This is a genomic window from Rhizobium deserti, from assembly GCF_004358025.1.
GTDB classification, from domain to species: domain Bacteria; phylum Pseudomonadota; class Alphaproteobacteria; order Rhizobiales; family Rhizobiaceae; genus Neorhizobium; species Neorhizobium deserti.
Genome location: NZ_SMTL01000001.1, coordinates 106,620 through 132,562 on the forward strand (window position 1 = coordinate 106,620; position 25,943 = coordinate 132,562).

General features: G+C 59.2%; 28 protein-coding genes. 9 read left to right on the forward strand and 19 right to left on the reverse strand.

Going from position 1 to position 25,943, the window contains the following annotated elements:
- Window position 1: 1 nt before the first annotated feature.
- From E2F50_RS00580 to E2F50_RS00590, 3 genes are all read right to left on the reverse strand, one after another.
- Complete coding sequence (locus tag E2F50_RS00580) at window positions 2-913, reverse strand: carbohydrate ABC transporter permease (protein ID WP_133315174.1); 912 nt, start codon at window positions 911-913, stop codon at window positions 2-4.
- A gap of 13 nt (window positions 914-926) precedes the next feature.
- A complete protein-coding gene (locus E2F50_RS00585; protein ID WP_133314136.1) occupies window positions 927-1,853 on the reverse strand; it encodes a carbohydrate ABC transporter permease in 927 nt (308 codons plus the stop codon).
- A gap of 168 nt (window positions 1,854-2,021) precedes the next feature.
- Window positions 2,022-3,257 carry an ABC transporter substrate-binding protein gene (locus E2F50_RS00590; protein ID WP_133314137.1) on the reverse strand — a complete coding sequence of 412 codons (1,236 nt, stop codon included), beginning with the start codon at window positions 3,255-3,257 and terminating at the stop codon, window positions 2,022-2,024.
- 372 nt (window positions 3,258-3,629) lie between these two features.
- On the opposite strand from E2F50_RS00590, the gene E2F50_RS00595 reads away from it, so the two are divergent.
- Complete coding sequence (locus E2F50_RS00595) at window positions 3,630-4,673, forward strand: LacI family transcriptional regulator (RefSeq protein WP_133314138.1); 1,044 nt, start codon at window positions 3,630-3,632, stop codon at window positions 4,671-4,673.
- Window positions 4,674-4,719: 46 nt separating this feature from the next.
- On the opposite strand, the gene gndA is transcribed toward E2F50_RS00595, so the two are convergent.
- Window positions 4,720-6,153, reverse strand: coding sequence for an NADP-dependent phosphogluconate dehydrogenase (gndA, locus tag E2F50_RS00600; RefSeq protein ID WP_133314139.1), 1,434 nt, complete (start codon window positions 6,151-6,153; stop codon window positions 4,720-4,722).
- A gap of 162 nt (window positions 6,154-6,315) precedes the next feature.
- Between gndA and E2F50_RS00605 the strand changes: the two genes are divergently transcribed.
- Complete coding sequence (locus tag E2F50_RS00605; RefSeq protein WP_425375362.1) at window positions 6,316-6,714, forward strand: SRPBCC family protein; 399 nt, start codon at window positions 6,316-6,318, stop codon at window positions 6,712-6,714.
- A gap of 24 nt (window positions 6,715-6,738) precedes the next feature.
- Here E2F50_RS00605 and E2F50_RS00610 read toward each other — a convergent pair whose 3' ends face one another.
- The 8 genes from E2F50_RS00610 to E2F50_RS00645 all read right to left on the reverse strand — a co-directional run bounded on the left by E2F50_RS00610 (window position 6,739) and on the right by E2F50_RS00645 (window position 14,068).
- A complete protein-coding gene (locus tag E2F50_RS00610; RefSeq protein WP_161973928.1) occupies window positions 6,739-7,449 on the reverse strand; it encodes a PAS domain-containing protein in 711 nt (236 codons plus the stop codon).
- 177 nt (window positions 7,450-7,626) lie between these two features.
- The gene (locus E2F50_RS00615; RefSeq protein ID WP_133314142.1) at window positions 7,627-8,562 is read right to left on the reverse strand and encodes a lipid A biosynthesis lauroyl acyltransferase; all 936 of its coding nucleotides are present in this window, start codon (window positions 8,560-8,562) and stop codon (window positions 7,627-7,629) included.
- Between the two features lie 9 nt (window positions 8,563-8,571).
- The gene (locus tag E2F50_RS00620) at window positions 8,572-9,600 is read right to left on the reverse strand and encodes a zinc-binding dehydrogenase (RefSeq protein ID WP_133314143.1); all 1,029 of its coding nucleotides are present in this window, start codon (window positions 9,598-9,600) and stop codon (window positions 8,572-8,574) included.
- A 57-nt stretch (window positions 9,601-9,657) separates the two neighbouring features.
- On the reverse strand, window positions 9,658-10,944 hold the full coding sequence (locus E2F50_RS00625) for a beta-ketoacyl-ACP synthase (protein WP_133314144.1): 1,287 nt from the start codon (window positions 10,942-10,944) through the stop codon (window positions 9,658-9,660).
- Window positions 10,945-10,957: 13 nt separating this feature from the next.
- Window positions 10,958-12,163: a beta-ketoacyl-ACP synthase gene (locus E2F50_RS00630; protein ID WP_161973930.1), complete on the reverse strand. Its 1,206-nt coding sequence runs from the start codon at window positions 12,161-12,163 to the stop codon at window positions 10,958-10,960.
- A gap of 36 nt (window positions 12,164-12,199) precedes the next feature.
- Window positions 12,200-12,673 (reverse strand): 3-hydroxyacyl-ACP dehydratase FabZ family protein, encoded by a 474-nt coding sequence (locus E2F50_RS00635; RefSeq protein ID WP_133314146.1) that lies wholly within the window; start codon window positions 12,671-12,673, stop codon window positions 12,200-12,202.
- Window positions 12,674-12,691: 18 nt separating this feature from the next.
- Window positions 12,692-12,970, reverse strand: coding sequence for an acyl carrier protein (locus tag E2F50_RS00640; protein ID WP_133314147.1), 279 nt, complete (start codon window positions 12,968-12,970; stop codon window positions 12,692-12,694).
- Window positions 12,971-13,102: 132 nt separating this feature from the next.
- Window positions 13,103-14,068: a nucleoside hydrolase gene (locus E2F50_RS00645; protein ID WP_133314148.1), complete on the reverse strand. Its 966-nt coding sequence runs from the start codon at window positions 14,066-14,068 to the stop codon at window positions 13,103-13,105.
- Window positions 14,069-14,283: 215 nt separating this feature from the next.
- On the opposite strand from E2F50_RS00645, the gene E2F50_RS00650 reads away from it, so the two are divergent.
- The gene (locus E2F50_RS00650) at window positions 14,284-15,042 is read left to right on the forward strand and encodes a TSUP family transporter (RefSeq protein WP_245515307.1); all 759 of its coding nucleotides are present in this window, start codon (window positions 14,284-14,286) and stop codon (window positions 15,040-15,042) included.
- Window positions 15,043-15,058: 16 nt separating this feature from the next.
- Here E2F50_RS00650 and cobU read toward each other — a convergent pair whose 3' ends face one another.
- Window positions 15,059-15,580: a bifunctional adenosylcobinamide kinase/adenosylcobinamide-phosphate guanylyltransferase gene (cobU, locus tag E2F50_RS00655; protein ID WP_133314150.1), complete on the reverse strand. Its 522-nt coding sequence runs from the start codon at window positions 15,578-15,580 to the stop codon at window positions 15,059-15,061.
- Window positions 15,581-15,847: 267 nt separating this feature from the next.
- Here cobU and E2F50_RS00660 point away from each other — a divergent pair, with 267 nt between their 5' ends.
- Entirely contained in the window at window positions 15,848-16,084 is a 237-nt protein-coding gene (locus E2F50_RS00660; RefSeq protein ID WP_133314151.1) for a hypothetical protein, read from the forward strand.
- Between the two features lie 66 nt (window positions 16,085-16,150).
- Here the strand turns inward: E2F50_RS00660 and mazG are convergent, their stop codons facing one another.
- A complete protein-coding gene (gene mazG, locus E2F50_RS00665; protein WP_133314152.1) occupies window positions 16,151-16,984 on the reverse strand; it encodes a nucleoside triphosphate pyrophosphohydrolase in 834 nt (277 codons plus the stop codon).
- A 16-nt stretch (window positions 16,985-17,000) separates the two neighbouring features.
- On the reverse strand, window positions 17,001-17,579 hold the full coding sequence (locus E2F50_RS00670; RefSeq protein WP_425375339.1) for a deaminase: 579 nt from the start codon (window positions 17,577-17,579) through the stop codon (window positions 17,001-17,003).
- Window positions 17,580-17,799: 220 nt separating this feature from the next.
- On the opposite strand from E2F50_RS00670, the gene cysG reads away from it, so the two are divergent.
- The 5 genes from cysG to E2F50_RS00695 all read left to right on the forward strand — a co-directional run bounded on the left by cysG (window position 17,800) and on the right by E2F50_RS00695 (window position 22,722).
- Window positions 17,800-19,257 (forward strand): siroheme synthase CysG, encoded by a 1,458-nt coding sequence (gene cysG, locus E2F50_RS00675; RefSeq protein WP_133315175.1) that lies wholly within the window; start codon window positions 17,800-17,802, stop codon window positions 19,255-19,257.
- 3 nt (window positions 19,258-19,260) lie between these two features.
- Window positions 19,261-19,575 carry a DUF2849 domain-containing protein gene (locus tag E2F50_RS00680; RefSeq protein WP_133314154.1) on the forward strand — a complete coding sequence of 105 codons (315 nt, stop codon included), beginning with the start codon at window positions 19,261-19,263 and terminating at the stop codon, window positions 19,573-19,575.
- A gap of 7 nt (window positions 19,576-19,582) precedes the next feature.
- Window positions 19,583-21,256, forward strand: a complete 1,674-nt coding sequence (locus tag E2F50_RS00685; RefSeq protein ID WP_133314155.1) for a nitrite/sulfite reductase — start codon at window positions 19,583-19,585, stop codon at window positions 21,254-21,256.
- A 14-nt stretch (window positions 21,257-21,270) separates the two neighbouring features.
- Window positions 21,271-21,780, forward strand: a complete 510-nt coding sequence (locus E2F50_RS00690) for a DUF934 domain-containing protein (RefSeq protein WP_133314156.1) — start codon at window positions 21,271-21,273, stop codon at window positions 21,778-21,780.
- A 126-nt stretch (window positions 21,781-21,906) separates the two neighbouring features.
- On the forward strand, window positions 21,907-22,722 hold the full coding sequence (locus tag E2F50_RS00695; RefSeq protein WP_133314157.1) for a ferredoxin--NADP reductase: 816 nt from the start codon (window positions 21,907-21,909) through the stop codon (window positions 22,720-22,722).
- 126 nt (window positions 22,723-22,848) lie between these two features.
- Here E2F50_RS00695 and E2F50_RS23115 read toward each other — a convergent pair whose 3' ends face one another.
- The 4 genes from E2F50_RS23115 to E2F50_RS00715 all read right to left on the reverse strand — a co-directional run bounded on the left by E2F50_RS23115 (window position 22,849) and on the right by E2F50_RS00715 (window position 25,883).
- Entirely contained in the window at window positions 22,849-23,175 is a 327-nt protein-coding gene (locus E2F50_RS23115) for a hypothetical protein (protein WP_202615391.1), read from the reverse strand.
- A gap of 78 nt (window positions 23,176-23,253) precedes the next feature.
- On the reverse strand, window positions 23,254-24,594 hold the full coding sequence (hflX, locus tag E2F50_RS00705) for a GTPase HflX (protein ID WP_133315177.1): 1,341 nt from the start codon (window positions 24,592-24,594) through the stop codon (window positions 23,254-23,256).
- Window positions 24,595-24,670: 76 nt separating this feature from the next.
- Window positions 24,671-24,913 carry an RNA chaperone Hfq gene (gene hfq / locus E2F50_RS00710; protein ID WP_133314158.1) on the reverse strand — a complete coding sequence of 81 codons (243 nt, stop codon included), beginning with the start codon at window positions 24,911-24,913 and terminating at the stop codon, window positions 24,671-24,673.
- A gap of 106 nt (window positions 24,914-25,019) precedes the next feature.
- Complete coding sequence (locus tag E2F50_RS00715) at window positions 25,020-25,883, reverse strand: D-amino-acid transaminase (RefSeq protein WP_133314159.1); 864 nt, start codon at window positions 25,881-25,883, stop codon at window positions 25,020-25,022.
- Between the last annotated feature and the right edge of the window lie 60 nt (window positions 25,884-25,943).

Consider the following 25,943-nt stretch of genomic DNA (forward strand, 5'->3'; position numbering starts at 1 on the left):
CTTACCCTTTGACTGCGCCGGCGGCGATACCGCGGACGAAAAGCCGGCCGGAAACAAAATAGACAATGAGCGGAATGGCACCGGTCAGCAGCGTCGCCGCCATGTTGACGTTGTATTCCTTCACGCCCTGGACGGAGTTGACGATATTGTTGAGCTGCACCGTCATCGGGTAGGTTTCCGGGCGGGTAAATACGACGCCGAACAGGAAGTCGTTCCAGATCCCGGTGACCTGCAGGATCATCGCCACCACGAAGATGGGGAGCGACATAGGCAGCATGATCCGGAAATAGATCTGCCAGAATCCGGCCCCGTCAATGCGGGCTGCCTTGAACAGTTCCTCCGGCAGCGACACGAAGTAGTTGCGGAAGAGCAGTGTCAGGATGGGCATGCCGAAGATCGAATGCACCAGGATCAGCCCGTAGATCGTGCCGTAGAGACCCAGTTCCCGCAGCACGATGACGATCGGGTAGATCATCACCTGATAAGGGATGAAGGCGCCGATGATCAGGATCGTGAAGAACAGTTCGGCACCCTTGAACTTCCAATTGGCGAGCGCGTAGCCGTTCACGGAAGCGATGGCGATCGACACGATCACCGACGGCACCATGATCTTCACCGAGTTCCAGAAGCCGCGAGAAAGACCGTCGCAGTTGAGGCCGGTGCAGGCGCTGGCCCAGGCCTTGGCCCAGGGCTCGAAAGTGATCTCCATCGGCGGCGAAAAGATATTGCCCATGCGGATTTCGGGCATGCCCTTGAGCGATGTCACGACCATCACATAGAGCGGCAGGAGGTAATAGATTGCCGCAAAGGTCAGGGCGCCATAGACCATGATATTGCGGCCCGAAAGCACCTTACGCGGGCGCTTGCCCTGCGGCCCGGCAGAAAGCCGATCGGCGCCGGCAAGGTTTGGCATCGCGGTGAGAGACTTATCCACGCTTGCGCCCTCCAAATTCGAGATAGGCCCAGGGTACGACGATGATCGCCACCGTCAGCAGCATCATGGTGGATGCGGCAAAGCCCTGGCCGAGGTTCTGGGCGAAGAACATATAGTCGTAGACATATTTCGCCGGCACGTCGGACGCGATGCCGGGACCGCCGCTGGTCTGCGCCACGACGAGGTCGTAGATGCGAACAATGCCGCTGGCGATGATCACCAGCGTGGTGACGAACACCGGCCGCATCATGGGAATGACGATGAAGATATAGGTCCGCCACATGGGAATACCGTCCACCCGGGAGGCCTTCCATATATCCTCGTCTATGCCGCGCAGACCCGCCAGCATCAGGCACATGACCAGTCCCGTCCCCTGCCACAGGGCGGCAATCAGGATGCCGTAGATGACGATGTCGGAATCATAGAGCGGATCGAAGGCAAAGCTCGTCCAGCCCATCGAGCGCACCACCGCCTGGACCCCGAATTCCGGATTGAGGATCCATTGCCAGACGAGGCCGGTGACGATGAAGGACAGGGCGAAGGGATAAAGAAAGATCGTCCGGAAGGTATTTTCGAACCGGATCTTCTGGTCCATCAGCGCCGCCAGAAGGAAGCCGATCGTCAGGCTGAAGATCAGGGACAGGATCCCGTAGGTGGCAAGGTTCTGGATCGACACCATCCAGCGTGCCGTCGACCAGAGCCTCTCATACTGGTCGATGCCGACAAAGGAAAGCCGCGGCAGCAGCCTGGAATTGGTGAAGGAATAAAGGATGGTCCAGATCGTGCCCCCGAGAAAGACCACGACCGCGGTTAGCACCATGGGAATGGAGGCGATCTTCGAATTCAGGTTTCGCAGGTAGCGGCTTGGCCGTTTCACTTGCGCGCCTTGGGCGGCGGAAATACTGATGGGAAGTGTCATCGTCGAACGCCTCCTTGCGCCCATGGGCGAAGAACGGTTGAAGATTGCGACGTGCAGACTTTTAGCTAGCCGCTTGTACGAGCGACCACTGCAAGCCTTTGAAGCTCTCGTCACGACTAGAGTTGGAGGGCGCCCCGCCAATGCTTGGGCTGGCGGGGCGCGATGTCCTCAATCCGCCGAGGCGATGACTTCTGCGAAGCGCTTTTGCGCTGCTTCCGGTGTCATCGACGGGCTGGCGAAGAATTGAGCCATGAGATCCTCAAGCTGCTTCTGGGTGTCCTGCGAGATCAGCTGGTCGGTGCTGGTCGTCACATTGCCCTTGGCGAGGATGTCGAGACCCTTGCGCATGCAGTCATTGGCAGCTTCGAGATCGACGTCACCGCGCACTGGCAGCGAGCCTTTCTTCAGGTTGAAAGCGACCTGGGTCTTGGGGTCGAGAAGCGTGGATGCCAGCACCTCCTGAGCCTTCGACTTCGCTTCATCTTCCAGCAGCGGGAAGTAGATCGCGTCGCCGCCGGTGGTTAGCACCTCATTGAGGCCGAGGCCCGGCAGGCAGCTGTAATCGACGCCCGCCTTCTTGCCGGCAAGCTGGAATTCGCCCTGTGCCCAGTCACCCATGATTTGGCCGCCGGCCTTGCCGGTGATGACCATGTTCGTTGCCTGGTTCCAGTCCTGGACATTGCTGCCCTTGGACATGCGCCGGGCATCGTCTGCCGCCTTGAAGATCTTGGCGATCTCCGGACCGCCGGCCACCGCGGCATCCTTGTCGGCGTATACTTTCTGGTAAAGGTCCTTGCCACCGATCGAGATCACCAGCACGCTGAAGAGGTTGTTGACCTGCCAGGGCTGCCCGCCGATCGCCAGCGGCACCAGGCCTGCCTTTTGCAGCGCCGGGGCGGCGGCCACGAACTCGTCCCAGTTCTTGGGAACCGCCACGCCGACCTTGGTGAAGGCCTCGTTGGAGAGCCACAGCCACTGCCAGGAATGGATGTTGATCGGCACGCAATAGATCTTGCCTTCGAAAGTGCAGGACTTCAAAAGACTGGTCGGCTTGACGATCTCTGCCCATTTCTGCTGCTGGGCCAGATCCGTGAAATCGCGCATCAGGCCTTCCTGCACCAGTTCCTCGGCCTGACGACCGTGATTAAACTGTGTCGCGCCCATGGGGTCGCCACCGGTGATGCGGCTGATCATGATGGGACGGGCGGTGCCGCCGGAGCCGGCAATAGCGCCATCGACCCATTTGTTGCCGGTCGCGTTGAACGCTTTAGCAAACTCTCCGACTGCAGCGGCCTCTCCGCCGGAAGTCCACCAATGGGTCACTTCAAGATCCGTCGCCTGGGCCGCTCCCAGCGGCATGGCGACGGCTGCGGCCAATACGGCTGCGACTGCACGAATATTCATTGAGTCTCCTCCCTCACTGAAACGTTGCAGTAAAAAGCTAGGCCAATCCTGCCGGACAAGCAAGCCACAAATGCGCGAACCTCTTATTGCCAGAGATATATTCAATCATCAGATGCAAACACAGCAGCAGCCGTCACCGGATCCAAGCTGCGAGTTGCTCTGTAGATCCCGGAGATCTGCAAAAAGATAAGGATACGATCTCGCAGCTGAAAAAGTTCACTCTGGATCCGCCAATTACAACCTTACGATGTGTAAACGAAATGAGATCCGGAAAATTGCTTATGTAGTCGTACTGTATCGTTACAGGTTTTGCTGTATATGTATGTTTCGAGAGGTGGCTGACCGCAAGACTGCGAGGCCGGAAAGATCAAGATGGACGAAGACGGCAGACATATTGCAGACGGGCTACCGCGGGAGCGCCCTACCCTGAAAACCATCGCCTACATGACCGGCCTCGGCATCACCACCGTATCTCGGGCACTAAAAGACGCGCCTGATATCGGCAGTGATACCAAAGAGCGAGTACGCCTGATTGCAAAACAGCTGGGATATCAGCCCAACAGAGCCGGCGTCAGGTTGAGGACGGGAAAGACCAATGTGATCGCGCTCGTGCTTGGCATCGACGAGGAACTGATGGGCTTTACGAGCCAGATGGTGCACGGCATTTCGGAAGCGCTGGCCGGCACCCAATATCACCTTGTGGTGACGCCGCACTCCTTCCAAAAGGACGCGATGGGTCCGGTGCGGTATATCCTCGATACCGGGTCGGCGGACGGCGTCATCATCTCACGTATCGAGCCTGAGGATCCCCGCATACGACTGCTGACGGAGCGCAATCTTCCCTTCGCCACGCATGGACGCAGCGACATGGGAATTGAGCACCCCTATCATGACTTCGACAATGAGACCTATGCCTATGAGGCGGTGCGTAAGATGGTTGAGCTGGGGCGCTCGCGGATCGCGCTGCTCGCCCCCCATAGCCGATTTTCCTTCTACACCCACAGCCGGATCGGCTTTGAAAGCGGACTGGCCGACTTCGGCGCTATCGAAGCGCCAATGGGCAGGATAACGACGGAGACGCCGCTCGATGACATTCGCACCCACGCCGAGAGGCTGATGCGCTCGGCCGAACCGCCGGATGGGATCGTCTCCATCAGCGGGTCGGCAACGGTCGCGCTGATTGCCGGGCTGGAAGCGGCGGGCAAGAAACTGGGCGCCGATCTCGATATCGTGTCAAAGCAGTCGGCCGAATTCCTGAACTGGATCCGCCCCGAGATCTATACCGTCAAAGAGGATATCCGTCTGGCCGGACGAGAACTTGCGAAAGCGCTGATGGCGCGGATCAACGGCGCTGCTCCCCAATCGCTGCAGAGCATTGCAAAGCCTGTCTGGCGAGCGACGGCTCCGAAAGACTGAGCAGAAGGCCTGACGATCAAGCCAGGCCTTCTGCTGTTCATGTTGTTTACGCGAGCGTTGCCAGACCACTGCCCCAGGGGCCGTGATGCTTGTCCACGCCGTCGAGACGGTCAAACCCATGGGCGCCGAAGAAATCGCGCTGTGCCTGGATCAGGTTCGCCGTGCCACGGCTGCGGCGATAGGCGTCGAAATAGGACAGGGCCGACGAGAGCGCCGGAACCGGAAGGCCGGAAAGCGCCGCATAGGAAACCACGCGCCGCAAGGCGCCGTCCGTCTCCTTGACCATTTGCGCAAACGCAGGCGTTACGATCAGGTTGGCCACATCCGGGTCCTTGGTGAAGGCCGAGGTGATCTCGTCCAGGAAGCCGGAGCGGATGATGCAGCCTGCCCGCCAGATCTTGGCGATCACCGGCATCGGCAGGTTCCAGCCATATTCCTTGGAGGCAGCGGCCATAACCGCAAAGCCCTGGGCATAGGCGCCGATCTTGGCGGCCAGCAGCGCGCTCTCGAGATCGGCGAGGAAGGCCATTCCGTCCTTCGGAGCTGGCACGGTCTGGGGAAGGCCGAAGATCTTTTCAGCGGCCCGCCGCTCCACGATCTGGGAAGAAAGAACCCGCCCGGAAACGGCAGCCTCGATCGCAGTTGCAGCCACGCCCATATTCTGGGCTTCGATTACCGACCACTTGCCGGTCCCCTTCTGGCCTGCGGCATCGACGATGACATCGACCATGGGCTGGCCGGAAATCGGGTCGGTCGCCTTCAGCACCTTTTCCGAAATCTCGATCAGATAGGAATTCAGCCTGCCGGTGTTCCATTTGCCGAAGACATCGCCGATCTCGCTTGCATTCATGCCGAGGCCGTCCCGCAGGATGCCGTAGATCTCGGCGATCATCTGCATATCGGCATATTCAATGCCGTTATGGATCGTCTTGACGAAATGGCCTGCGCCGTTTTCTCCCAGCCACGCCACGCAGGGCTCGTCGTTGAACTTGGCCGAGATCGAGGTCAGAACCTTCTCGACGCGCTTCCAGCTGTCCTCTGTGCCGCCGACCATGATGGACGGTCCGTGGCGGGCGCCCTCCTCGCCGCCGGAGACGCCCATGCCGATGAAGGTCAAGTCGCTGTCATTGAGGTTGTCGAACCGGCGCATCGTATCGCGGAAATTGGCATTGCCGGCATCGATCATGATGTCGCCACCAGACAGATAAGGCTTCAGCAATTCCATCTGCTGGTCGACAGGGTCGCCGGCCTTGATCATGATGATGATCGGCCGTGGAGGACGTATGGCAGCCACGAACTCTTCAAGCGTTACGCAGGGTATGATCTGCGACTGCAGATCCCCCGCCTCGGCGTAGAACTTCTTCGTCACTTCGGCCGTCCTGTTGAAGACGGCGATCTTGTTGCCCTTTTCGGCTATGTTGAGTGCAAGGTTAGCGCCCATGACGCCAAGACCGATGAGCCCGATTTCTGCCTGTTCCACGCATGTGCCTCCAGTTGAAGATTTCGGTCGCTGTTGTGGCACTCAATCTTGCGCCGGGCAAGGCGAAGACCGGGCGCAATTCCGTGTAGACGGCTTGGCTTATGTCTGGCAGCAGGAAGAGACCTACGTCATCAAACGATCGGAGACACAGAAGTGAAAACCATGTCCGCACGCATGATCCATGTCACGATCGAAAAGCCCTGGAAAGAAGTCTACGCCTTTGCTCGGGCGCCAGAAAACCTGCCGCAATGGGCGTCCGGCCTGGCCACCGGGATCAGCCGCGAGGGGGAGGAGTGGATCGTCGATGGCGGCCCGATCGGTCAGGTCAGGGTCCGTTTTGCAGCCGATAACGAGTTCGGCATCATCGACCATACGGTCACCATGGAAGACGGCTCGTCCGTCTTCAACCCCCTCCGGGTCATGCCGAACGGCAATGGCGCCGAACTCATCTTCACGCTGTTCTGGCACGCGGGCCTGGATGCAGAAGGCTTCGAAGCCGATGCCGCCCATGTGCTGAAGGATCTGCAGACGCTCAAGACGCTTGTCGAGGGAAATAAATGATAAAGCGTGATTAGAACAGACAGGTCAGGCGGCAGGGCGCCGACGGCGATCGGCGGTTTCCTGAATGACGACCAGGGCACCAATCAATGTCGATGCCCGCACAAAAGGCGACATACGGCACCGTAGGACAACCGTCTGCCCGTCAACCTCTTCTGCATAGGTTACCGACATGCTCTCCCCGGCGAAGCAGCGGCTGAGGCTAGGCTCGAATTCGTTGCGAAACCGATGCAGGCCCACAAATTCCGCCAGGTGCCTGCCCAGAAGCTGCTCCCGCGGCATTTCCAGCCTGCGGGCATTGGTTTCGTTGGAATAGAGGATCCTGTAGCCTGGTGCCACCAGCACGATGCGATCCGAAATGCGGTTCAGCAAAGTATCGTCGAGGCTCCCGCTGGCGGTTGCTTCGTCGATGATGGATGCTTCGCTCGCATCCGGCTCCGGCTGGCGCGCCATGGAGAAACCTGGTTGCGGAGCAAGATAACGCTCCACGAGCGTCTGGAGCAGATGTGCATTGCGACGAACACAACCGCGATCGTCGGCTTCTTCCTTTAAGAGGTCGAGGGCGAAACGGAATTGAGACTGGATGCTTGCAGCGTCGCATTCCTCGCTGCCGAATATGGCAAGCAGGAGAGGATCGAGGTCCCGGTCGAGAGCAACGGTCGCGTTGTCGTCTTCGCTTTCGATCGCATGCTGCAGATCGGCGTATTTCGACCAGAATAGGCCAATCAAAGCTTCCACGACAATGCCCTCCACCACGTGCGACAGGCGCCTGATAGTCCTATGCTGCGGCGCATCCAGTTCCATTTAAGCCGAACGAGATTAATTGTTTTCTCAAGATGGCTCCCCAAGTTCTGCCAGATGACTTAGCGCAGCAATCTGCCTCCAACAATTCCAAGATTTACTAGGTGCCGCGCGTCATTCGCCGACGGTCTTCTTGATGTGCCAGCGATCGTGATACCACAGCCACTGTTCCGGATATTCCCTCACCCAGGACTCGACCTTGTTGTTGAGAACCTGGGCTGTCCCCTGCACATCGAGATTGCCTTTTGCGTCGCGAGGAAGCTCAATTTTCGGTTCGATCTCGAGCCGAAACCGATTGCCGGGCAGCCGGATGCAGCGGGCCGGATAAACATCGGCATTGAACTGCCGCACCAGCTTGGCAAGCAGTGGATTGGTTTTGACCGGGCGCCCGAAGAAGTTCGTCGGCAAACCTTTCCGGAACTTCTGATCGACAAGCACCCCAACTCCACCGCCGGCTTCGAGCCGACGTGCCAGGGCAAACGAAGATCCCGCATGTGATGGCACCAGTTGACCCATACGCGAACTGCGGAAGGCGAATACCTTTTCAGCGATGTAAGGATTGTTCGGCGGCCTGAAGAGTACCATCACCTCCAGTCCGAATGCCTTGCCTGCGACGGGTAAAAGCTCAAAATTGCCGGTATGAGCCGTGAACACGATGAACGGCCGCGGATTGTCGCGCAGGTCGGCGAAGATCGGAATGCCCGTCACCTCCACCCTGCCCGGCTTCACCTGTTCGGGCTGAAAGTCGAAAAGCCGGTCAAGAAAGACATATTCCGCAGCCAATCGGCCCATATGCCCCCAGCTGGCAACGGCGATATCCTGGCACTCCGCCTCGGACTTCTCCGGAAAGGCGTTGCGCAGGTTCGTCAACATCAACTTGTGGCGCCAGAGCTTCGGCCCAATTAGGCGGGCAGCCTGGTCGGCAAAGCGAATAGCCGGGTCGGCCGGAAAGATCTTCAGCGCGTTGAGAAGCCCGAATGTCAGCTGCGCCACAAGCCATTGCTGGAACTTGCGCAGTGTCAGCACGATCCGGGTCAGAACCATCTTCACGATGAAGCCTCAATCCATCCGAAGGACGATCTTGCCGAAGACCTGGCGGGTCTCCATCCGCGACAGCGCCTTGTCGATATCCGCAAACGTCACTTCCGTATCGATCACGGGACGGACGATACCTTGCGCCATTTTCTGCATGGCATCGGCCATGTTTTCCATTCGGCAGCCAAATGAACCGAACAGCTTCAGCTGCTGCTGGAAGAGCATCATCAGGTTCATCTCGGTGGAGACGCCGGATGTGGAGCCGCAGGTGACAAGCCGACCGCCACGCTTCATGCAGAGCATCGAGCCAGCCCAAGTATCCTTGCCCACATGTTCGAAGACGACATCGACACCCTTCTTCTTCGTCAGCTTGCGCACCACGCCCTCGAAGCGATCGGTCCGATAGTTGATGACGTGATCGGCGCCAAGGGCCTTTGCCCCCTCGATCTTGTCGTCCGAGCCGACGGTGGTGATCACTGTGCAACCCAATTTATGGGCAAGCTGTATGGCCGCCGTGCCGATACCCGAGCCACCTGCATGGACGAGGATCGTTTCGCCCGGCTGCAGCTTGGCATTGTCGAACAGCATATGTTCGACGGTGCCGAATGTGACCGGTGCGAGGGCCGCACCGATAGCGTCAACGCCGGGCGGGGCCGGTACGAGAAGTCGGGCCGGAAGGTTGGCTTTCTCCTGCGCAAAGCCGTCGAGGTGAAATCCGTGAACGCCGGAAACATGCTCGCAAAGATTATCGCGTTTCTCGCGACAGGGCTTGCAAAGGCCACAAGTGCGCGCGCCATAGATCGACACCAGTTGTCCCGGCAGGACATTGGAGACACCGGGGCCGATAGCCTCTACGACGCCGGAGGCCTCGGCGCCGATCGTCAGCGGCATCTTGCGCTTGGCAAAGGCCATGCCGCGCCATCCCCAAACGTCGATGTGATTGAGCGCCACGGCCTTCACCCGCAGCGTCACCTCGCCCGGACCCGGTGCATCGGGCTCGGGAATGTCCACGGCTTCGAGCCTGCGGTCTTCGATCAGTTGCAGCGCGCGCATATAGGTCTTCCTTCGCCCGGAGGCGTTGCAGTCGTCAACGGTGTTTGGGCGGTGTCTCTAGGCTGGTTCCAGCGTCATGACAAGGCTGGCATTCTGCCCGCCAAAGCCGAAGGAGTTGGAAAGCACAGCGCCGACTGTCGCATCGCGCTTTGCATTCGGCACCACGTCGAGCGCGATTGCAGGATCTGGATTGCTGTAATTGATGGTCGGCGGAAGCGTGCCGGTGAGCATGGTTTGGATTGAAAACACGGCTTCCACCGCACCTGCTGCTGTCAGCGTGTGGCCGATCATCGACTTGTTCGACGACACCGGAATGCTCTTCAAACCTTCGCCGAAGACGGCCAGCATGGCGCCATATTCCATCTTGTCGTTTTCCGGCGTCGAAGTGCCATGTGCGTTGACATAGCCGATACCTGCCTCTTCCATGCCGGCATCCGCGAGTGCGGCGCGTATGGTCGCGATTGCCGGTCCGCCGTCGGGAGAAGAGCGGGTCCGATGGAAATGATCCGCCTTCTCGCCGAGACCCTTGATGACTCCGAGCACCTTGGCACCCCGAGCGATTGCAGCCTCGATCGATTCGAGCACGAGTGTTGCAGCGCCTTCGGCAATGACGAAGCCGTCGCGGTCCTTGCTGAACGGTTTGGATGCGCCTTCCGGTGGATCGTTCTGCGTCGAGAGGGCAGAAAGCAAGGAGAAACGGATCAGCGCCTCGGCACTGACGGAACCATCGGTCGCGGCTACAAGCGCCTTGTCAGTCCGCCCCTGACGAATCGCCTCGACGCCGAGCTGGATTGCAGTCGCGCCGGAAGCGCAGGCGGTCGAAAGCGTGACGGGAAGCCCACGCGTGCCGAATGTATCGGACAGCCTTTCGGAGATAGAGCCGAACTGGACAGCCTCGAGGAAGGCAGCATCCGGCCTCTCCCGCATAGCCGCCAGGAACCGGTCATAGGCGTCGCCCTCGACCTGCGACGGTCCTGAACGGTCGGCCAGTGCGAAGCGGTCGGACCATTCTGGCTCCACCGGCGGCGCCGCCAGAAACAGCGGACCGCCAAAATCGCCCGACAGCCCCGCCTGAGCCAGCGCCTCGCGCGTCGTTTCGCGGGCGAAGGCGTAGGATCGCTCAACCGAATTATTGGCCGGAACAGCGATGAAATCCACGGTCCCGCTGATGCGGGTCGAAAGCTTGTCCGTCGGAAAACGGCTGATCTTATGGATACCGGACCGACCGGAAGTCAGCGCTGCCCAATTGTCCTGCAGACCCTGACCGAGCGACGTGATGACGCCCATGCCGGTGACGGCGACGATGGGACGGCCTAGATGATCTTTGAAGCGGATTTCGCTCATGACTATCTCTCCTTCACGCTTCGGTCGAAAGGACCGCCAGCCCCTCGCCACGCGTGTAACCAACGGTCGTCACCACCGCATGTTTCGCGGGAGCGGTCATCGGCTTTTCGTTCTGAGGATCAAAGGCCGGAACCTTGGCTGCGCCATCCAGAGACAGCGCCGCCAGCGCCAGGCCCAGCGGGAACTGGGCTTCCATGGCATGGCCGGTCACTCCACCAAAGCCGCGGATTGTCGCCTCAGGCAGAACCGTTTCCAGTACGGATTTTTCGCGGGCAGCAAGATCGATGACGCCGCTCGCACCCGAGAAGACGACGGTGTCTCTGGCCGGAACACTGGAAGCAATTTTCGCCATGCGCGTCAGGCGGCTCTCGAGCTTGCCTTCGTCGCGGGCACCTCGGTCGCCTTCGATGCCTTCGATGCAGGCGTAGATGTGAGCGCCGCGCTGTTGCGCATAAACCCGCGATTCCAGCACGAGAAAGGCACCGACGGAGCCCATGATCATGCCGCCGCCATTGTCGCTCGAACGCGACCAAAGCGGGAGCCATTCGCCGGTGGCGTGAGCGCGAATGCCTTCCACCAACAGGAGGATGTCGGACCGCTCCGCCACGAAGGCACCGCCCACCAAGCTATGGGTAGACTGGCCGGCCTTGATGCGATGAAAAGCCGTTTCCACGGCCGTGATGCCGGCAGCCTCCTCACCCATAAACGTGCGCGAGGATCCGGTGACCTTGTGAACGATCGAGATATTCCCGGCCATCAGATTTGAAAGCTGGGCCAGAAAAAGCGTTGGCCTCAGTTCCGTCGTCAGCTTCTCGTTGAGAAGCTGTTCGCGGTCGTTGCGCTTCAAGGCCTCGTCAACGATCAGCGAATCGACCTTGATGTCCCGCTCGCCGCCGCCGGCAGCGACAATCATGTCCATGGAAGCGCAGGCGTCGGGATCCGACTTCAGGCCGGCGTCATCGAGCGCCAGCCCGGCTGCGAAGACACCGAGACGCTGCCAATTCTCCATCTGCCGCTGATCGCCGCGCTTGGGGATCTGGGTGGACCAGTCGATTTCCGGCATCGGGTGTACGGGATAGGGCTTGAAACGCTCGGTTTCGACTTTCGGGGCACTGGTTTGTGAGCCCGTCAGCAGCGCGATATGCGGCTCCTTACCGACGCCCTGGCAGGTTACGATTCCGATCCCGGTAATCACGACATCATTGTCAGACTTCATCATTGTCCTCTTTGCCGGGCGCATCAAGCACCGGCCGTCTCAAGCGCTAGCCTGCATCGCGGCGAGGAGACCGACCTCTTCGGCGCGCTTGCGCACGATGGGCGCCAGCGGCACCTCACTAAACGGCATGGTGCGCAACTTGAGCTGGGCGTCGCAGACCTTCTTGCCGCCCGATGTAATCTTGGCTCGAGTCACGGCGTAGCCGGAACCCTCATGCTCCAGAAACGCTTCGATGTCGAGCACAGCGTCCGGCTCGACGAAGGTCCGCATTTTGGCACCGTCCACCGACATCAGGAAAGGCATGGCCGCGAAATTGCTCGCAGCCAGCACCATGAACCCCGAGGCTTGCGCCATGGTTTCAATCAGCAGGACGCCTGGAACAAGAGGCATTCCTGGAAAATGACCTTCAAAGACCGGGCTGTTGGAAGGCACGACGGAACGTGCCTTCAGGATCTTCTGGCTGAAGTCAACCGCCTCAACCCTGTCGATCATCTGGAAGTATTCGAGCAGCATCAGGCTGTTCGACGAAGGTCAGCCCTTCGCCGCCTTCAGCTCGTCGATCTTGGCGCAGAGGTTCTTGAGAACGAAATATTCCTCGGTCGAAACCTTGCCTTCGTTGACGTCCTGCGTCCACTGCTCGAGCGGAATCTTGATGCCGAATTCCTTATCGATCGCAAAAACGATGTCGAGGAAATCAAGGCTGTCGATACCAAGATCGTCGATCGTATGGCTTTCCGGCGTGATCGTCTCGCGATCGATTTCGCTGGTTTCAGCGATAATGTCAGCAACTTTGTCAAATGTAGCGGTCACGCTCGGATCCTCTGAGAATAGGAAAATTCGAAGTTCCACATAGGGAAATCATACCCAAATGCCAATGGCCTCGTCAGTCGGCCTTTAAATTTTGCAGGCCAACTGTTGCGCAAACAGCGATTGGCGCTCTTTTCAAGCCTGCCGGCCCTCCGTCAGTGTCGCCCGCAAGACCTCGAGTACCTTCTCCGGCTGCACGGCTACGGCTACCGATTGGCTAGGCTGGCCATCCCATGCACTGCCCTCGTAACGACGGCCACTGTCGGGCGACTGGATGGTCTTGCCATCGGCAAGCCCGCCACAAATGACGCGCACAGGCCCGCTTCGGTAATCGAACAGCTCTGGCGCCGCGAGATAAACGCAGGCGCAGCTGTCGTGGATAGCCATCCCATCGAGCCCGACTCGCTGCCGGTAGAAATCGATATAGAACTGCGAAAGGTCCGATAGCAGCCGAAGCGCCCGATCCTGACCGGCCGTCATTTCGACTAGGTAGCTTGAGGACATCAGCGTCTTCATTGTCACGTCGAGACCGAATATGGTGACCTTCCAGGACGCAGTGAACACCATATCGGCCGCCTCGGGATCGCCGTAGATATTGGCTTCCGCAGCCGGCGTTACATTGCCGTTGACGTCGAAGGCGCCGCCCATGACGACGACTTCCTTGACCAGCCCGGCAATCTCCGGATCGGCCTTCAGCGCCAAGGCAAGATTGGTCATGCGACCAACGGCGACCAGCGTCACCTCTCCTGGATTGGCCCGCACCGTTTCGATGATGAACTGAAAGGCAGGACGCGGATCCACTGGCGAGTCGATATTCGCCGGCACGCCGATATTGCCAAGCCCATCTTCGCCATGAACAACGGCCGCCGGGTGATCATCAGCGCGGGACGGTTCGAAGGCTCTTGCCGCACCTTTTGCGATCGGTGCAGCAATGCCCCAGGCCTGATGGAGAAACTGCGCATTGCGCGTTGTCTTCTCGATCGAGGCATTGCCGAAAACGGTGGTGACGCCAATCAGGTCGATGTCCGGGTGCCGGTGCAGGAAAAGCAGGGCCATGGCGTCGTCCACGCCGGGATCCGTGTCGAATATCACCTTTTGCATGCTTGCCGTTCCAATGCCTGACTCGGTGGTTGTTCCATTGCGGGCACCATAGCTCCAAATGGACATAGCGCAACGCCGAAGCGAGCGGGTTTGCAACGGAGCCGATGTGACTGCTGGCGTGTTGCAGAGCGGAGCTTACAATGCCACAAGCCGCCTTACCCCGAGAGCCAATCCCATCGAGATCCATCTTGACCGACCTCACTGTGCAACTCCTCATGCTGCTTTTTCTTGCCGCCATCTTTGCCGGATTCGTCGATTCGATCGCCGGCGGCGGCGGGCTTATCACCATCCCGGTTTTATTGATTGCTGGCATCCCGCCGCTCGAATCGATCGCCACCAACAAGCTGCAATCCCAGTTCGGATCCGCATCCGCTACGATCGCCTATGCGAGGCGCGGCCATGTCGATCTCAGGAAGCAGATGCCCATGGCGCTGACCGCCGTTGTAGGCGGCGCTATCGGTGCCGTCCTCGCCGCAAGCGTGCCGGCAGATTTCCTCGCTGCGGCCATTCCGTTTCTGCTGGTCGCAATTGCGCTGTTTTTTGCAATCAAGCCGAATCTTTCCGACCTGGACAGCCACCCGCGGGTGACGCCCCTCGTTTTCGGACTGACGGTCGTGCCGCTGGTCGGCCTGTATGACGGCGTGTTCGGCCCGGGCGCCGGATCCTTCTACATGCTCGGCTTCGTGCTTGTGGCGGGCTTCGGCATGTTGAAGGCAACAGCCCATACCAAGCTCATCAATCTTGGCTCCAATTTCGGGTCATTCGTCGTCTTTGCCGCGGCCGGGTCCGTTCTGTGGAAGGTCGGCCTGCTGATGGGCGTCGGGCAGTTCATCGGCGCCCAGATCGGCTCAAGGCTCGCCATGAAGAATGGCGCCAAGATCATCAAGCCGCTGCTGATCATTTCTTGCCTGGCGCTGGCCACCAAGCTGGTTGCCGATCCCAATCACCCCTTGCGGCTCCTGCTCGGTTTTTAGAGACAAGATCCGTCCATCAACCCTTCATCTTCAGCGGCAGTCCAGCCGCCATGAAGATGACTTCGTCCGCCTCCGCAGCGATCCGCTGATGCAGTCTCCCCGCATGATCGCGAAATTCGCGCGCCATGCGGTTGTCCGGGACGATCCCCATTCCGACCTCGTTGGAAACAAGAACAAGCCTTGCCGAGCAACCGGAGAGGACGTGGACGATCGCGTCGGTAGCCTGTCCGATGTCCATCTCCTCCATCATCAGATTGGTGACCCACAAGGTCAGACAATCGACCACGATAACCCGAGAGGGAGAATCGATCTGGCCGAGCAGCGGCGCCAAATCAACAGCTGTTTCATGGGTGGTCCAGCCTGCACCGCGGTCAGCCTGATGCTGCATGATGCGCAGCCGCATTTCATCGTCGAAGGGTTGACCGGTGGCGACGTAATGGCGATCCAGTCCACTTTCCAGAGCCAATCTTTCGGCAAAGCCGGACTTGCCCGAGCGGGCTCCTCCGAGCACGAAGGAAACGTGACCGTGTCGCGTCAAGGCAAGAGCTCAAGGGGAATGGAAAAGGCCGGACGATTCGTAGATGAGGGAGGCGTCCGGCCTTGTTGATGATTGTTGGAAACTCGCATTACCAAACCATGGTGAACTTTGACAAGGATCAGGTCAATCCTTTTGCGAGGCTCGCTGACAGAATTCGGGCGCGTCTCCGCGGTATTGGTATTAAAAGCACATCTGGAAAACCTTCTGGCGCAACTTGCGGCACATTAGGAATGGTTGTATTTCGCGCCCGGCAAAAAGGATATCCGCATGGCACTTGTCGGTTTCAAGAATACCCACAATCAGGACATTTTCATCAATCCTGCTCAGGTTCTGTATGTCACGACCTTCGAAGAAGGCGTATCGATTGTCGCACTGGCCATTGTCAGTGCCGGCGGCAAGCCCCTTTCCCTCTATGTGCGTGGTCACGTAGACCAGGTGCGGCAGAAGCTTGATGCCGGCGCGCATGCAAAGCTGGGACTGGCAACCGTTCCAGAAAAACCATAAGCCATCTCCGCGCTCGACCCTTGCTTCGCGCGGCGCCGAGTCTAGGCGTCATAACCGGCAGAAAGATCAGCCGAGCTGCCGCTCGATTGCCTTAGCGGCCTGCCAAAGCTCCTCCATCCGGTCAAGGGTCGCGGCCTCCAGAGTTTCGCCTGATCTCTCAAGCTCTGTCTCTATGTGCTTGAACCTGCGCCGAAACTTAGCGTTCGTGCCGCGTAAAGCGTCTTCCGGATCGGCCTTCACATGACGGCCAATATTGACCATGGCGAAGATCAGGTCGCCGAGTTCGTCTGCGACCTTTTCCGGATGCCCGGCGGCCAGTGCCTCGCGCAGTTCCCGGACCTCCTCCTCGATCTTGTCGAGGATCGGTTCCGGCTCCGACCAGTCGAAGCCAACCCTTGCCGCCCTCTGCTGCAGCTTCAGCGCTTCAATCAGTGCGGGCTGGCTGCGGTGCACCGCCCCAAGATAACCGGCCTTGAAATCTTCCGTGATGCCGCGCATGGCTCGACGCTCATTCCGCTCGCGCTTCTCCTCCTGCTTGATATCGTCCCATTGAAGCTTAACCGCCTCCGGCGTATCAGCGCCGCTGCCGCCGAACACATGCGGATGCCGGCGGATCATCTTCTTCGTGATCGCCTCGACCACATCGCCAAAGGAAAACGCGCCGGCCTCCTCGGCCATGCGGGCGTGGAAGACGACCTGCAGCAGCAGGTCACCGAGCTCTTCACAAAGGTCACCCATGTCATTGCGTTCGATCGCATCCGCCACCTCATAGGCTTCCTCGATCGTGTAAGGCTTGATGGAAGAAAAATCCTGTTCGAGATCCCATGGGCAGCCGGTGACCGGCGTTCGCAACGCCGCCATGATCTCGACCAGCCGCGAAATGTCCCTGGATGCTTGCATGGCTTTGATCCATCGCTCAATTCAGCGGTATGCTGTTGTCGAATTTCCCGGATTGGTAGGCGTCAGACAATTTCTGGTAAGCTGTCTTGATGCGCGCCGTCTGCGTACTGAGCGCCTGACGCGTCGCCTCATCTTCCGCTTCTACCAGTTCGGAAATGAAGTATGAGTTCCAGAAGGCATTGGACCGCCTATAGCCGCCGGGCTCCAGACCAAAAACCTCTTTGAGGATCTTAAGATCGTGCGGAATGGCAAAGGCGTCGCGTGAATCCTGATGGCTGAAAAAAGAGTAGAAATTGTCAAAACCGGCCCAGGTAATTGCAGACATGCACATGCTGCACGGCTCGTGGGTCGACAGAAAAATCAGATCCTTAGTCGACGTTCGTGAAGTGTTTTCGTAGAACCGCTTCAGGGTATGAATTTCGCCATGCCAAAGCGGATTTTCCGTCTCGTTATTGGTTTCGGCGATCACCAGCGACAGGTCGGATTTCCTGAGGATTGCGGCACCGAACACCTTGTTTCCATCGGCCACGCCGCGTTCGGTCAATGGCAGGATATCGTGCTCAATTACGTCGAGAAGCCGGGCTGCAAGTGTCATGGCGAGGATGATCCGTGGTGATACATGCCGATCTTAAAAGCTGATGTCTCATACCGGAAGCGAAAAGGCTCAAGCCACGGGAAAAGATGGGGAAAGCCGCTAACAGTTGGCTTTTGCTCCTGAAGCAGGTCAGCCGGGAATAGAAATACTGCGTTGCAGCAGCATTCGCATATCTGTTTCTTCACTTGTCGGCCTTGATCGGCGATAGTTGCTCCCAATGATGATGCGTCAGCCCAAATCGAATGTAACTGAACGGCTTTCAGTCTTTCCGGCCTTCTTTCGCGTGCGCGGGAGAAGCGTAGCGGTGTTCGGTAATGGTGACGAGGCTTATGCCAAGGTTCGGCTGCTGCGCAACACGGACGCGGTAATCCTGGCCTATGCTGATGATCCGGGGAAGGATTACGCAAACTATCTCGCAGCGGAGGGTATTAGCCAATATTCTTCGACCTTCTCGCCCGACCAGGTAAAGGGTGCGGTACTCGTGTTCGCCGCAACCGGCGACGCCCTACAGGATCAGGCAATCGTCGCCGCTGCGCGGGCTGAGAAGATCCCCGCCAATGCTGTAGACCAGCCGGATCATTGCGATTTCTTCACTCCTGCACTGGTCAACCGTGCCCCGGTGGCAATCGCGATCGGCACGGAGGGTGCGGGCCCGGTCTTGGCACAAATGATCCGCGCCCGCATCGACCAGATGCTATCGCCTTCGCTTGGGCTCCTCGCCCGTCTCGCGGCCGATTATCGTCAAGCGGCCGAATGTCTCGTGCCGCGCGGCGTGTCGCGTCGTATTTTTTGGCGTTGCTTCTTTTCCGGCGATGTCGCGACCGCCGTCGATGCCAATGATATCGCCGCAGCATGTCGTTCAGCTGATGCGCTGTTGGCGACGTCCGGCCGCGCAGAAGGCAAGATCTGGCTGGTCGGCGCCGGCCCCGGCGCTGAGGACCTGCTGACGCTACGCGCACAGAGGGTACTAATGGAAGCCGATGCCATTGTTTATGACGCATTGGTGCCGAAAGCGATCGTCGACATGGGGCGCCGTGACGCGGAGCGCCTATCGGTCGGAAAGCGCAAGAACTGCCATTCTAAGTCTCAGGTCGAGATCAACCGGCTGTTGGTTGAGCTTGGCCGCCAAGGCAAGCGAGTCGTCAGGCTGAAATCCGGCGATCCGCTGGTCTATGGCCGGGCCGGTGAGGAAATGGCGGCGCTGCGCGAAGCCGGCGTGACCTATGAAGTCGTTCCGGGCATTACCTCTGCCTTTGCTGCCGCTGCCGATTTCGATCTTCCGTTGACCCTACGCGGCGTGGCCTCGTCGCTGATCTTCACCACCGGCCACGACCTAACCGGCGATGTGCTGCCCGACTGGGCGAGCCTTGCGATTTCCGGCGCAACGATTGCCGTCTATATGGGGCGCACAGTCGCAGCCTCGGTCGCCGAACGTTTAATAGATGCCGGGATGAGCGGCGGTACGACGGTTGCGGTAATAGAGAATGCCAGCCGTAATGACCGCAAGCTTTTCCATGGCGTCTTGCAGGAATTGCCGGCATTGCAGACCCGCGACGATCTGGCCGGGCCGGTCATGGTGATCATCGGCGAAGCTGTTGCCGGTGCGAATTTCGAGAAATCCGAACCGCTTTCCGCCTTCAGGCCGGTGGAGAATGTTCGCGAGGAAATAGGACATTAATCGATGACAGACAAGGTTCTGACTGCTAACCGACTTTCGGACGGAATCGCCGTTTGGCTCGACGCCAATGGCCAGTGGGTCGAAAACCTTCAGGCTTCATTGGTGGCGCGCCATGCGGAGGCGGTCGATGCGCTGGAAGCGATCGGCAAACGGGATTTTGCTGCCAACCTCGTCGTTGACGTCGCCGTCGTCGACGTGCAGGAAGTGGACGGAAAGCTCTGGCCGCTGCGTTTGCGCGAGCGCATTCGCGCCCAGGGTCCGACAATGGAATATGCTGCCGGCTACCATCCCGCCGACCCGGCCTTTATCGCAGTCTGAGGAAGTCATGTACCGTTACGATGAATTCGACCACGCCTTCGTATCGTCCCGCGTGGAGCAGTTCCGCGATCAGGTCGAGCGACGTCTGTCGGGCGAACTGGAAGAGAATGCCTTCAAGCCGTTGCGGCTGATGAACGGTGTCTATCTGCAGCTGCATGCATATATGCTGCGCGTTGCCATTCCCTATGGGACATTGAATGGCAAGCAGATGCGGATGCTGGCGCATATTGCTCGCAAGTACGACCGCGGCTATGGCCATTTCACAACCCGCCAGAACATTCAGTATAACTGGCCGAAGCTGTCGGATACGCCGGACATTCTGGCCGAGCTCGCGACTGTCGAAATGCATGCGCTGCAGACGTCGGGGAACTGCATTCGTAATGTTACGGCCGATCATTTTGCCGGTGCCGCCGCCGACGAGGTCGCCGATCCTCGTCCTTACGCAGAAATCCTGCGCCAGTGGTCTTCGGTTCATCCCGAATTCTCGTTCCTGCCACGCAAGTTCAAGATCGCAGTAACCGGCGCCGAGCGCGACCGCGCCGCGATCCAAGTGCATGACATCGGCCTGCACCTCAAGAAGAACGACGAGGGCGCAATCGGCTTTGCGGTCTATGTCGGCGGTGGCCAGGGCCGCACCCCGATGATCGCCAAGAAGATCCGCGACTTCCTGCCTGAGGAGGATCTCTTGTCCTACACGACGGCGATCATGCGCGTGTATAACCTGCACGGCCGCCGGGACAACAAGTACAAGGCGCGCATCAAGATCCTTGTGCACGAGACCGGAGCAGAGGAACTGGCTCGTCAGGTTGAGGAAGAGTTTTCGCATCTGCAAGGTACGGAGCTCAAGCTGCCCGATGCAGACATCCAGGCGATCGCCGCCTATTTCACACCCCCCGCCCTGCCCGACCGCGCCGAAGGCTGGGCGCAGCTGGCTGGCTGGAAGAAGTCCGATGAGGGCTTTGCCCGTTGGGTCGACCAGAACGTCCAGCCGCACAAGCATCCCGATTATGGAATGGTAACGATTTCGCTCAAACCGATCGGCGGCATTCCCGGTGACGCCTCGGATGTGCAGATGGACGCTATTGCCGACCTTGCAGAAGAATTTGCCTTCGACGAGATCCGCATCAGCCATGAGCAGAACGTCATCTTGCCGCATGTGGCACTGGCCGACCTGGAGCCGCTTTACCGTGCGCTGACGGCACACGGGCTGGAAACAGCCAATGCCGGTTTGATCACCGACATCATCGCCTGTCCCGGCTTGGACTACTGCGCGCTCGCCAATGCACGAGCTATTCCGGTTGCACAGGAAATCTCCACCCGATTTGGCGCGGCGGAGCGGCAAGCGGAGATCGGCGAGCTGAAGATCAAGATTTCCGGCTGCATCAATGCCTGCGGCCACCATCATGTCGGCCATATCGGCCTGCTGGGCGTCGAGAAAAAGGGCGCCGAACTCTACCAGATCACGCTGGGCGGTTCAGGCGACGAGCACACCTCGATCGGCGAAATCATCGGTCGCGGCTTCGAACCAAACAAGGTGACGGATGCGATCGAGACGATTGTGAACACATATCTCGGACTTCGCCAAGGTAAGGAGGAAACTTTCCTGGCCGCCTATCGCCGCGTCGGGCCGCAGCCTTTCAAGGATGCACTCTATGGCGATGCCAAGGCGGAGGCAGCGTAAGAGAGATGACCGATATGAGCAAAGTCTGGCGGGAAACCGGCTTCGTCGACAACGATCCCTGGATCGTCGAGACGGATGAGGTGAAAGCTGGAGAAGAACTGAAGGTCCTGCTACCGCTCGACGAGATGATCGCAAGGGCCGAGGAAAGCAACGATGTCGGCCTCGGCGTCCTGATCAAGCCGGCTGACGACGTCCGCAAGCTCGAGCCTTATCTTTATCGCATCGAGATTGTCGCGGTGGATTTCCCGGCTTTCAGCGATGGTCGTGCCTTCAGCCACGCGTCCCTGCTGCGCGAGCGATTGGCGTACAAGAATGAGTTGCGTGCGGTCGGCGACGTGCTGATCGACCAGATTCCCTTGATGCTGCGCTGTGGCATAGACAGCTTTGCAGTAAAGAACCCGACCGCTCTCAAGCGCCTCGAAGAGGGCCGTCTACCGGGCATTGCAGTGCACTATCAGCCGACGGCTCGGGCTGCGGAACAAGGGCCCGGCTACAGCTGGCGGCGGCGGACGGTGACCGCTTAAACGATAAGAAGAGTTATCGCACATATTTTCTTGAAGCACGGCGACAAAGACATCGGCTGCCTTCAAATGGCGGCGCGGATGGTATATTTCGCTTCGGCGAGACGATGATAAAAGACGGATAGCAAGATGAACGCTCCAGCAAAGACCGAAGATTTCGTGGCTGCCAAGATACCGGACGGCGTTTATGCCGAAACGGTTCTGAGCGTGGAGCATTATACGGATCGCCTGTTCCGCTTCCGCATGACCCGGCCGGCCGGATACAGGTTCCGCTCCGGCGAATTTGCCATGATCGGCCTGATGGTCGGAGAAAAGCCGATATACCGCGCTTATTCCATCGCCAGCCCCTCCTGGGACGAGGAACTCGAATTCTTCTCGATCAAGGTGCCGGATGGTCCGCTGACCTCGCATCTTCAGGCCATCAAACCGGGTGACACGGTGCTGATGCGCAAAAAGCCAACCGGCACGCTGGTGCTTGATGCCCTGACGCCGGGCAAGCGCCTTTACATGTTTTCGACCGGCACCGGAATTGCGCCCTTTGCAAGCCTGATCCGCGATCCCGAGACCTATGAGAAATTCGACGAGGTCATTCTCACCCATACCTGCCGCGACCTAGCTGAGCTGAAATATGGCCTGGACCTAGTGCATGAGATCAACAACCATGAATTTCTGCACGAAGTCGTCGGAAACAAGCTGAAGCATTACCCGACCGTTACCCGCGAAGACTTCGCTTACCGTGGGCGTATCACTGACCTCATTGAAAACGGCAAGCTGTTCACCGATCTTGGCGTGCCGCCGCTCGACGCGACGGTCGATCGCGCCATGATCTGCGGCTCAACCGCGATGATCAAGGACACCAAGGAACTGTTGGAAAAGGCAGGCTTGACCGAAGGCGCCAACAACAAGCCCAGCGAATTCGTCATCGAACGCGCCTTCGTGGGGTAAATGCGGACGGCCTTGGCCCGCGGCAGTGCTCTACAGAAGCTTTGTGGGCCTCGCACGTAAGTAAATGATGTTGGTAACCCATCGTCACGCCCAAAGCTTCGACTCGGCGCTGACCGTCTGCTGCGCCTACCGGTACCCGAGCTCCGCAAACTCCTGCTGCAGCCACCAATAACCGACTGCTGTCAAGACAGCGATGACAGCAAAGAGCAGCCATCCCGTGAGGGTGAGTTGCCGGCGTTCTACGTCGCGGTAGTTCAGGCCGGAGCCGCGAAGCAGGAAGGCAATGCCGAACACGACGCAGAGAGGCACGAGGAGAAACGCCTTGAGCTGGTAGCGTACTTCGGGAACACCAGCATGCGCTTCTCGCAACGGTCCTAGCAGAAAGAACCACGCCGCGATTGCCCCGAGGACCATGAGCAGCAGCCCGCCTGCGCGTATCTTGAAATCGTGCATGTCGGATCTTTCGGTGTTTGGGGCAAGGCAGAGGAACGACTGCTGAGACAGCGGTCGCACGCAATCGGCAAGATGCGCCTAGCGCTCCCAGTCTTCCTTGGCAGGCTTGGCTGCATTGCCGATCCGGCGCTCGAACTCCGCTTCTTCGGCTTCCGACATACGGACGTCAAGCGTCACCGATCCGTCTTCATTGTCCTGGCGATGATCAACGACCGCGTTGCTATAGACCCAGGACACCACGGCCAGCTTTTCAGGCGGAATGGTGATGGAGGCTTCCGTCATGACCCCGGAGAGCCGCTTGGCAATCTCGTCCAGCAGCGCGTCGAGGCCCTCGCCTGTCACGGCGGAGACTGCCATCACATCGTCTCGTCCGGCGGCTCTTTCGGCGATGGACTGATGCGCTTCCGGATCTAGTAGGTCGACCTTGTTCCAGATCTCGATGAGGCGCTTGCTCCGCTCTTTCTCGTCAATGCCGAGATCGCCGAGGATGCGCAGAACATCGCCCGCCTGGGCGGCATGGTCAGGATCGGCCATATCGCGCACATGCAGGATGAGGTCCGCTTCCAGAACCTCTTCCAGCGTGGCGCGAAAGGCAGCAACCAGATGCGTCGGCAGGTCGGAGATGAAGCCGACGGTGTCGGACATGATCACCGTGCGCCCATGCGGCAGCTTCATACGGCGCAGCGTCGGATCAAGCGTCGCAAACAGCATGTTTTCGGCCAATACGCCGGCGCCGGTAATCCGATTAAACAGCGTCGACTTGCCGGCATTGGTATAGCCGACCAGGGCAACGATCGGATGCGGCACCTTGCGGCGCTTGGCCCGGTGAAGCTGGCGGGTGCGTACCACCTGTTCCAGCTCGCGCTCCAGCTTGACGATACGATCCTGCAGCAATCGCCGGTCGGCCTCGATTTGTGTTTCGCCCGGTCCACCCATGAAGCCCGCACCACCGCGCTGCCGTTCAAGGTGGGTCCAGCTGCGCACGAGACGGCCCTTCTGGTAGTTCAGATGGGCAAGATCGACCTGCAGCGTTCCTTCTTTTGTGGACGCGCGGCGGCCGAAGATTTCAAGGATCAGGCCCGTGCGGTCGATGACCTTGGCGTTCCAGTCCTTTTCGAGATTGCGCTGCTGCACCGGTGTCAGCGGATGATCAACGATGACGAGACCCGCATCATGCTCGTCGAGCAGTGCCTTGATCTCTTCGATCTTGCCGCTGCCCATCAGCGTGCCGGGTTTAGGCTGGCTGATCGGCACGATCAGGCCTTGGACGACGGTGAGGTCGATGGCCCTGGCAAGCCCCATCGCCTCCTCGAGTCGGGCTTCGTTGGAGCGCCGCGGAGACGTGGAAACGCTTGGGTCACCCTGCCCCGCCTGCGGCCTGGTCTGCTTGAGAACCGGCACGATGACGATGGCGCGCATGTCGTCCCGGTGCTTTTCAGCCTCCGGAACCAATGATTCATTCGAGGTATCGCGATTGGAAATTTTTTCTGTCCTGTTAAGCCGCGTGTTCTTCCGTCTCGAACATCTGCAAAGGCTGACCCGGCATGATGGTGGAGATCGCGTGCTTATACACGAGTTGAGAGTGTCCGTCACGGCGCAGCAGCACGCAGAAGTTATCAAAGGACGTAACCACGCCCGTCAGCTTGACACCGTTGATCAGGAAGATAGTGAGAGAAATCTTTTGCTTACGAACCGTGTTGAGAAATAAATCCTGAAGGTTCTGAGAACGTTCCGCCATAGCGCCGCTTCTTTCTTTTGCCGGCTTAAACCGGGATCATGATCAATATAATTAAAAAGACGAGTGGAAACCCCCTCGTGTTTCCCTTCCTCCGTTTGTCTGGTTATCAAATCGGCGTCTTTTCCGCAACGTCGAAAAAAGCGTTCCGGATGCTGGAGGAAACGGTGCCCGGATGACCGTTGGCGATAGGTTTCCCATCCACGGCAACGATCGGAACGCAGCTACCTGTCGCTGATGTGAAGAACACTTCGCGGGCCGCCAGAAGCTCATCCATCTGGAACTCGCGCTCCTCAACCTTGAAGTTGAGGATCTCCGTCACATCCAGAAGCGTGGTGCGGGTCACGCCCCTCAGGATGCCGTGTTCGGCGGGCCTGGTGACCAGTGTTCCGTCAGCAGCGACGATCCAGACATTCGACGATGCGCCTTCCATGACGATGCCATTGCGGTCAACGAAGATCGCATCCTGGGCGCCCGCATCGCGCGCCTGCTGTTTCGCCAGCACGTTCGGCAGCAGTCCCACCGTCTTGATGTCGACGCGGTCCCAGCGGTTCTCCGGCACTGTGATGACGCTGATGCCGCTGGCATATTTCTTCGCCATCAGAGATGGGTCCGTGCTCTTTGCGGTGATGACCAGCGTCGGCGGCGTATCGGCTGCGGGGAAGAAATGATCCCGGCGGGCCGCGCCGCGCGTCACCTGCATATAGAAGATGCCGTTCTTGACCCGGTTGCGGCGAAGCACTTCACGAACAACCAAAGTCAGGGCGGTCCGGCTCATCGAGGATGCGATTTTCAGCTCGCTCAACGAACGGTCCAGGCGCGTCAGGTGCCTGGTGAGGTCGATGATCTGGCCTTGTCGCACTTCGCAGACTTCATAGACACCGTCGGCGAACTGGAAGCCCCGATCCTCCACGTGCACGGCCGCTTCGGAATGGGCCACATATTGGCCGTTCACATAGGCAATTCTCGACATGCAGGGTTCCTTCGGCTGTCAGTTGTTGATGGCGAAAGGTATGGAAAGGTGGCGCGGGCG

What these genes read in the sequence shown, in the direction of transcription:
- E2F50_RS00685 (WP_133314155.1), top strand. Translation starts at nt 19,583, where the DNA reads ATGTACCGTTACGATGAATTCGACCACGCCTTCGTATCGTCCCGCGTG.
- E2F50_RS00585 (WP_133314136.1), bottom strand. Translation starts at nt 1,853, where the DNA reads ATGACACTTCCCATCAGTATTTCCGCCGCCCAAGGCGCGCAAGTGAAA.
- E2F50_RS23115 (WP_202615391.1), bottom strand. Translation starts at nt 23,175, where the DNA reads ATGCACGATTTCAAGATACGCGCAGGCGGGCTGCTGCTCATGGTCCTC.
- E2F50_RS00595 (WP_133314138.1), top strand. Translation starts at nt 3,630, where the DNA reads ATGGACGAAGACGGCAGACATATTGCAGACGGGCTACCGCGGGAGCGC.
- E2F50_RS00660 (WP_133314151.1), top strand. Translation starts at nt 15,848, where the DNA reads ATGGCACTTGTCGGTTTCAAGAATACCCACAATCAGGACATTTTCATC.
- E2F50_RS00645 (WP_133314148.1), bottom strand. Translation starts at nt 14,068, where the DNA reads ATGCAAAAGGTGATATTCGACACGGATCCCGGCGTGGACGACGCCATG.
- E2F50_RS00690 (WP_133314156.1), top strand. Translation starts at nt 21,271, where the DNA reads ATGAGCAAAGTCTGGCGGGAAACCGGCTTCGTCGACAACGATCCCTGG.
- E2F50_RS00680 (WP_133314154.1), top strand. Translation starts at nt 19,261, where the DNA reads ATGACAGACAAGGTTCTGACTGCTAACCGACTTTCGGACGGAATCGCC.
- E2F50_RS00580 (WP_133315174.1), bottom strand. Translation starts at nt 913, where the DNA reads ATGCCAAACCTTGCCGGCGCCGATCGGCTTTCTGCCGGGCCGCAGGGC.
- hfq (WP_133314158.1), bottom strand. Translation starts at nt 24,913, where the DNA reads ATGGCGGAACGTTCTCAGAACCTTCAGGATTTATTTCTCAACACGGTT.
- cysG (WP_133315175.1), top strand. Translation starts at nt 17,800, where the DNA reads ATGATGCGTCAGCCCAAATCGAATGTAACTGAACGGCTTTCAGTCTTT.
- E2F50_RS00670 (WP_425375339.1), bottom strand. Translation starts at nt 17,579, where the DNA reads ATGACACTTGCAGCCCGGCTTCTCGACGTAATTGAGCACGATATCCTG.
- E2F50_RS00695 (WP_133314157.1), top strand. Translation starts at nt 21,907, where the DNA reads ATGAACGCTCCAGCAAAGACCGAAGATTTCGTGGCTGCCAAGATACCG.
- mazG (WP_133314152.1), bottom strand. Translation starts at nt 16,984, where the DNA reads ATGCAAGCATCCAGGGACATTTCGCGGCTGGTCGAGATCATGGCGGCG.
- E2F50_RS00650 (WP_245515307.1), top strand. Translation starts at nt 14,284, where the DNA reads ATGCTGCTTTTTCTTGCCGCCATCTTTGCCGGATTCGTCGATTCGATC.
- E2F50_RS00605 (WP_425375362.1), top strand. Translation starts at nt 6,316, where the DNA reads ATGTCCGCACGCATGATCCATGTCACGATCGAAAAGCCCTGGAAAGAA.
- E2F50_RS00590 (WP_133314137.1), bottom strand. Translation starts at nt 3,257, where the DNA reads ATGAATATTCGTGCAGTCGCAGCCGTATTGGCCGCAGCCGTCGCCATG.
- E2F50_RS00630 (WP_161973930.1), bottom strand. Translation starts at nt 12,163, where the DNA reads ATGATGAAGTCTGACAATGATGTCGTGATTACCGGGATCGGAATCGTA.
- E2F50_RS00635 (WP_133314146.1), bottom strand. Translation starts at nt 12,673, where the DNA reads ATGCTGCTCGAATACTTCCAGATGATCGACAGGGTTGAGGCGGTTGAC.
- E2F50_RS00625 (WP_133314144.1), bottom strand. Translation starts at nt 10,944, where the DNA reads ATGAGCGAAATCCGCTTCAAAGATCATCTAGGCCGTCCCATCGTCGCC.
- hflX (WP_133315177.1), bottom strand. Translation starts at nt 24,594, where the DNA reads ATGCGCGCCATCGTCATCGTGCCGGTTCTCAAGCAGACCAGGCCGCAG.
- E2F50_RS00620 (WP_133314143.1), bottom strand. Translation starts at nt 9,600, where the DNA reads ATGCGCGCGCTGCAACTGATCGAAGACCGCAGGCTCGAAGCCGTGGAC.
- E2F50_RS00715 (WP_133314159.1), bottom strand. Translation starts at nt 25,883, where the DNA reads ATGTCGAGAATTGCCTATGTGAACGGCCAATATGTGGCCCATTCCGAA.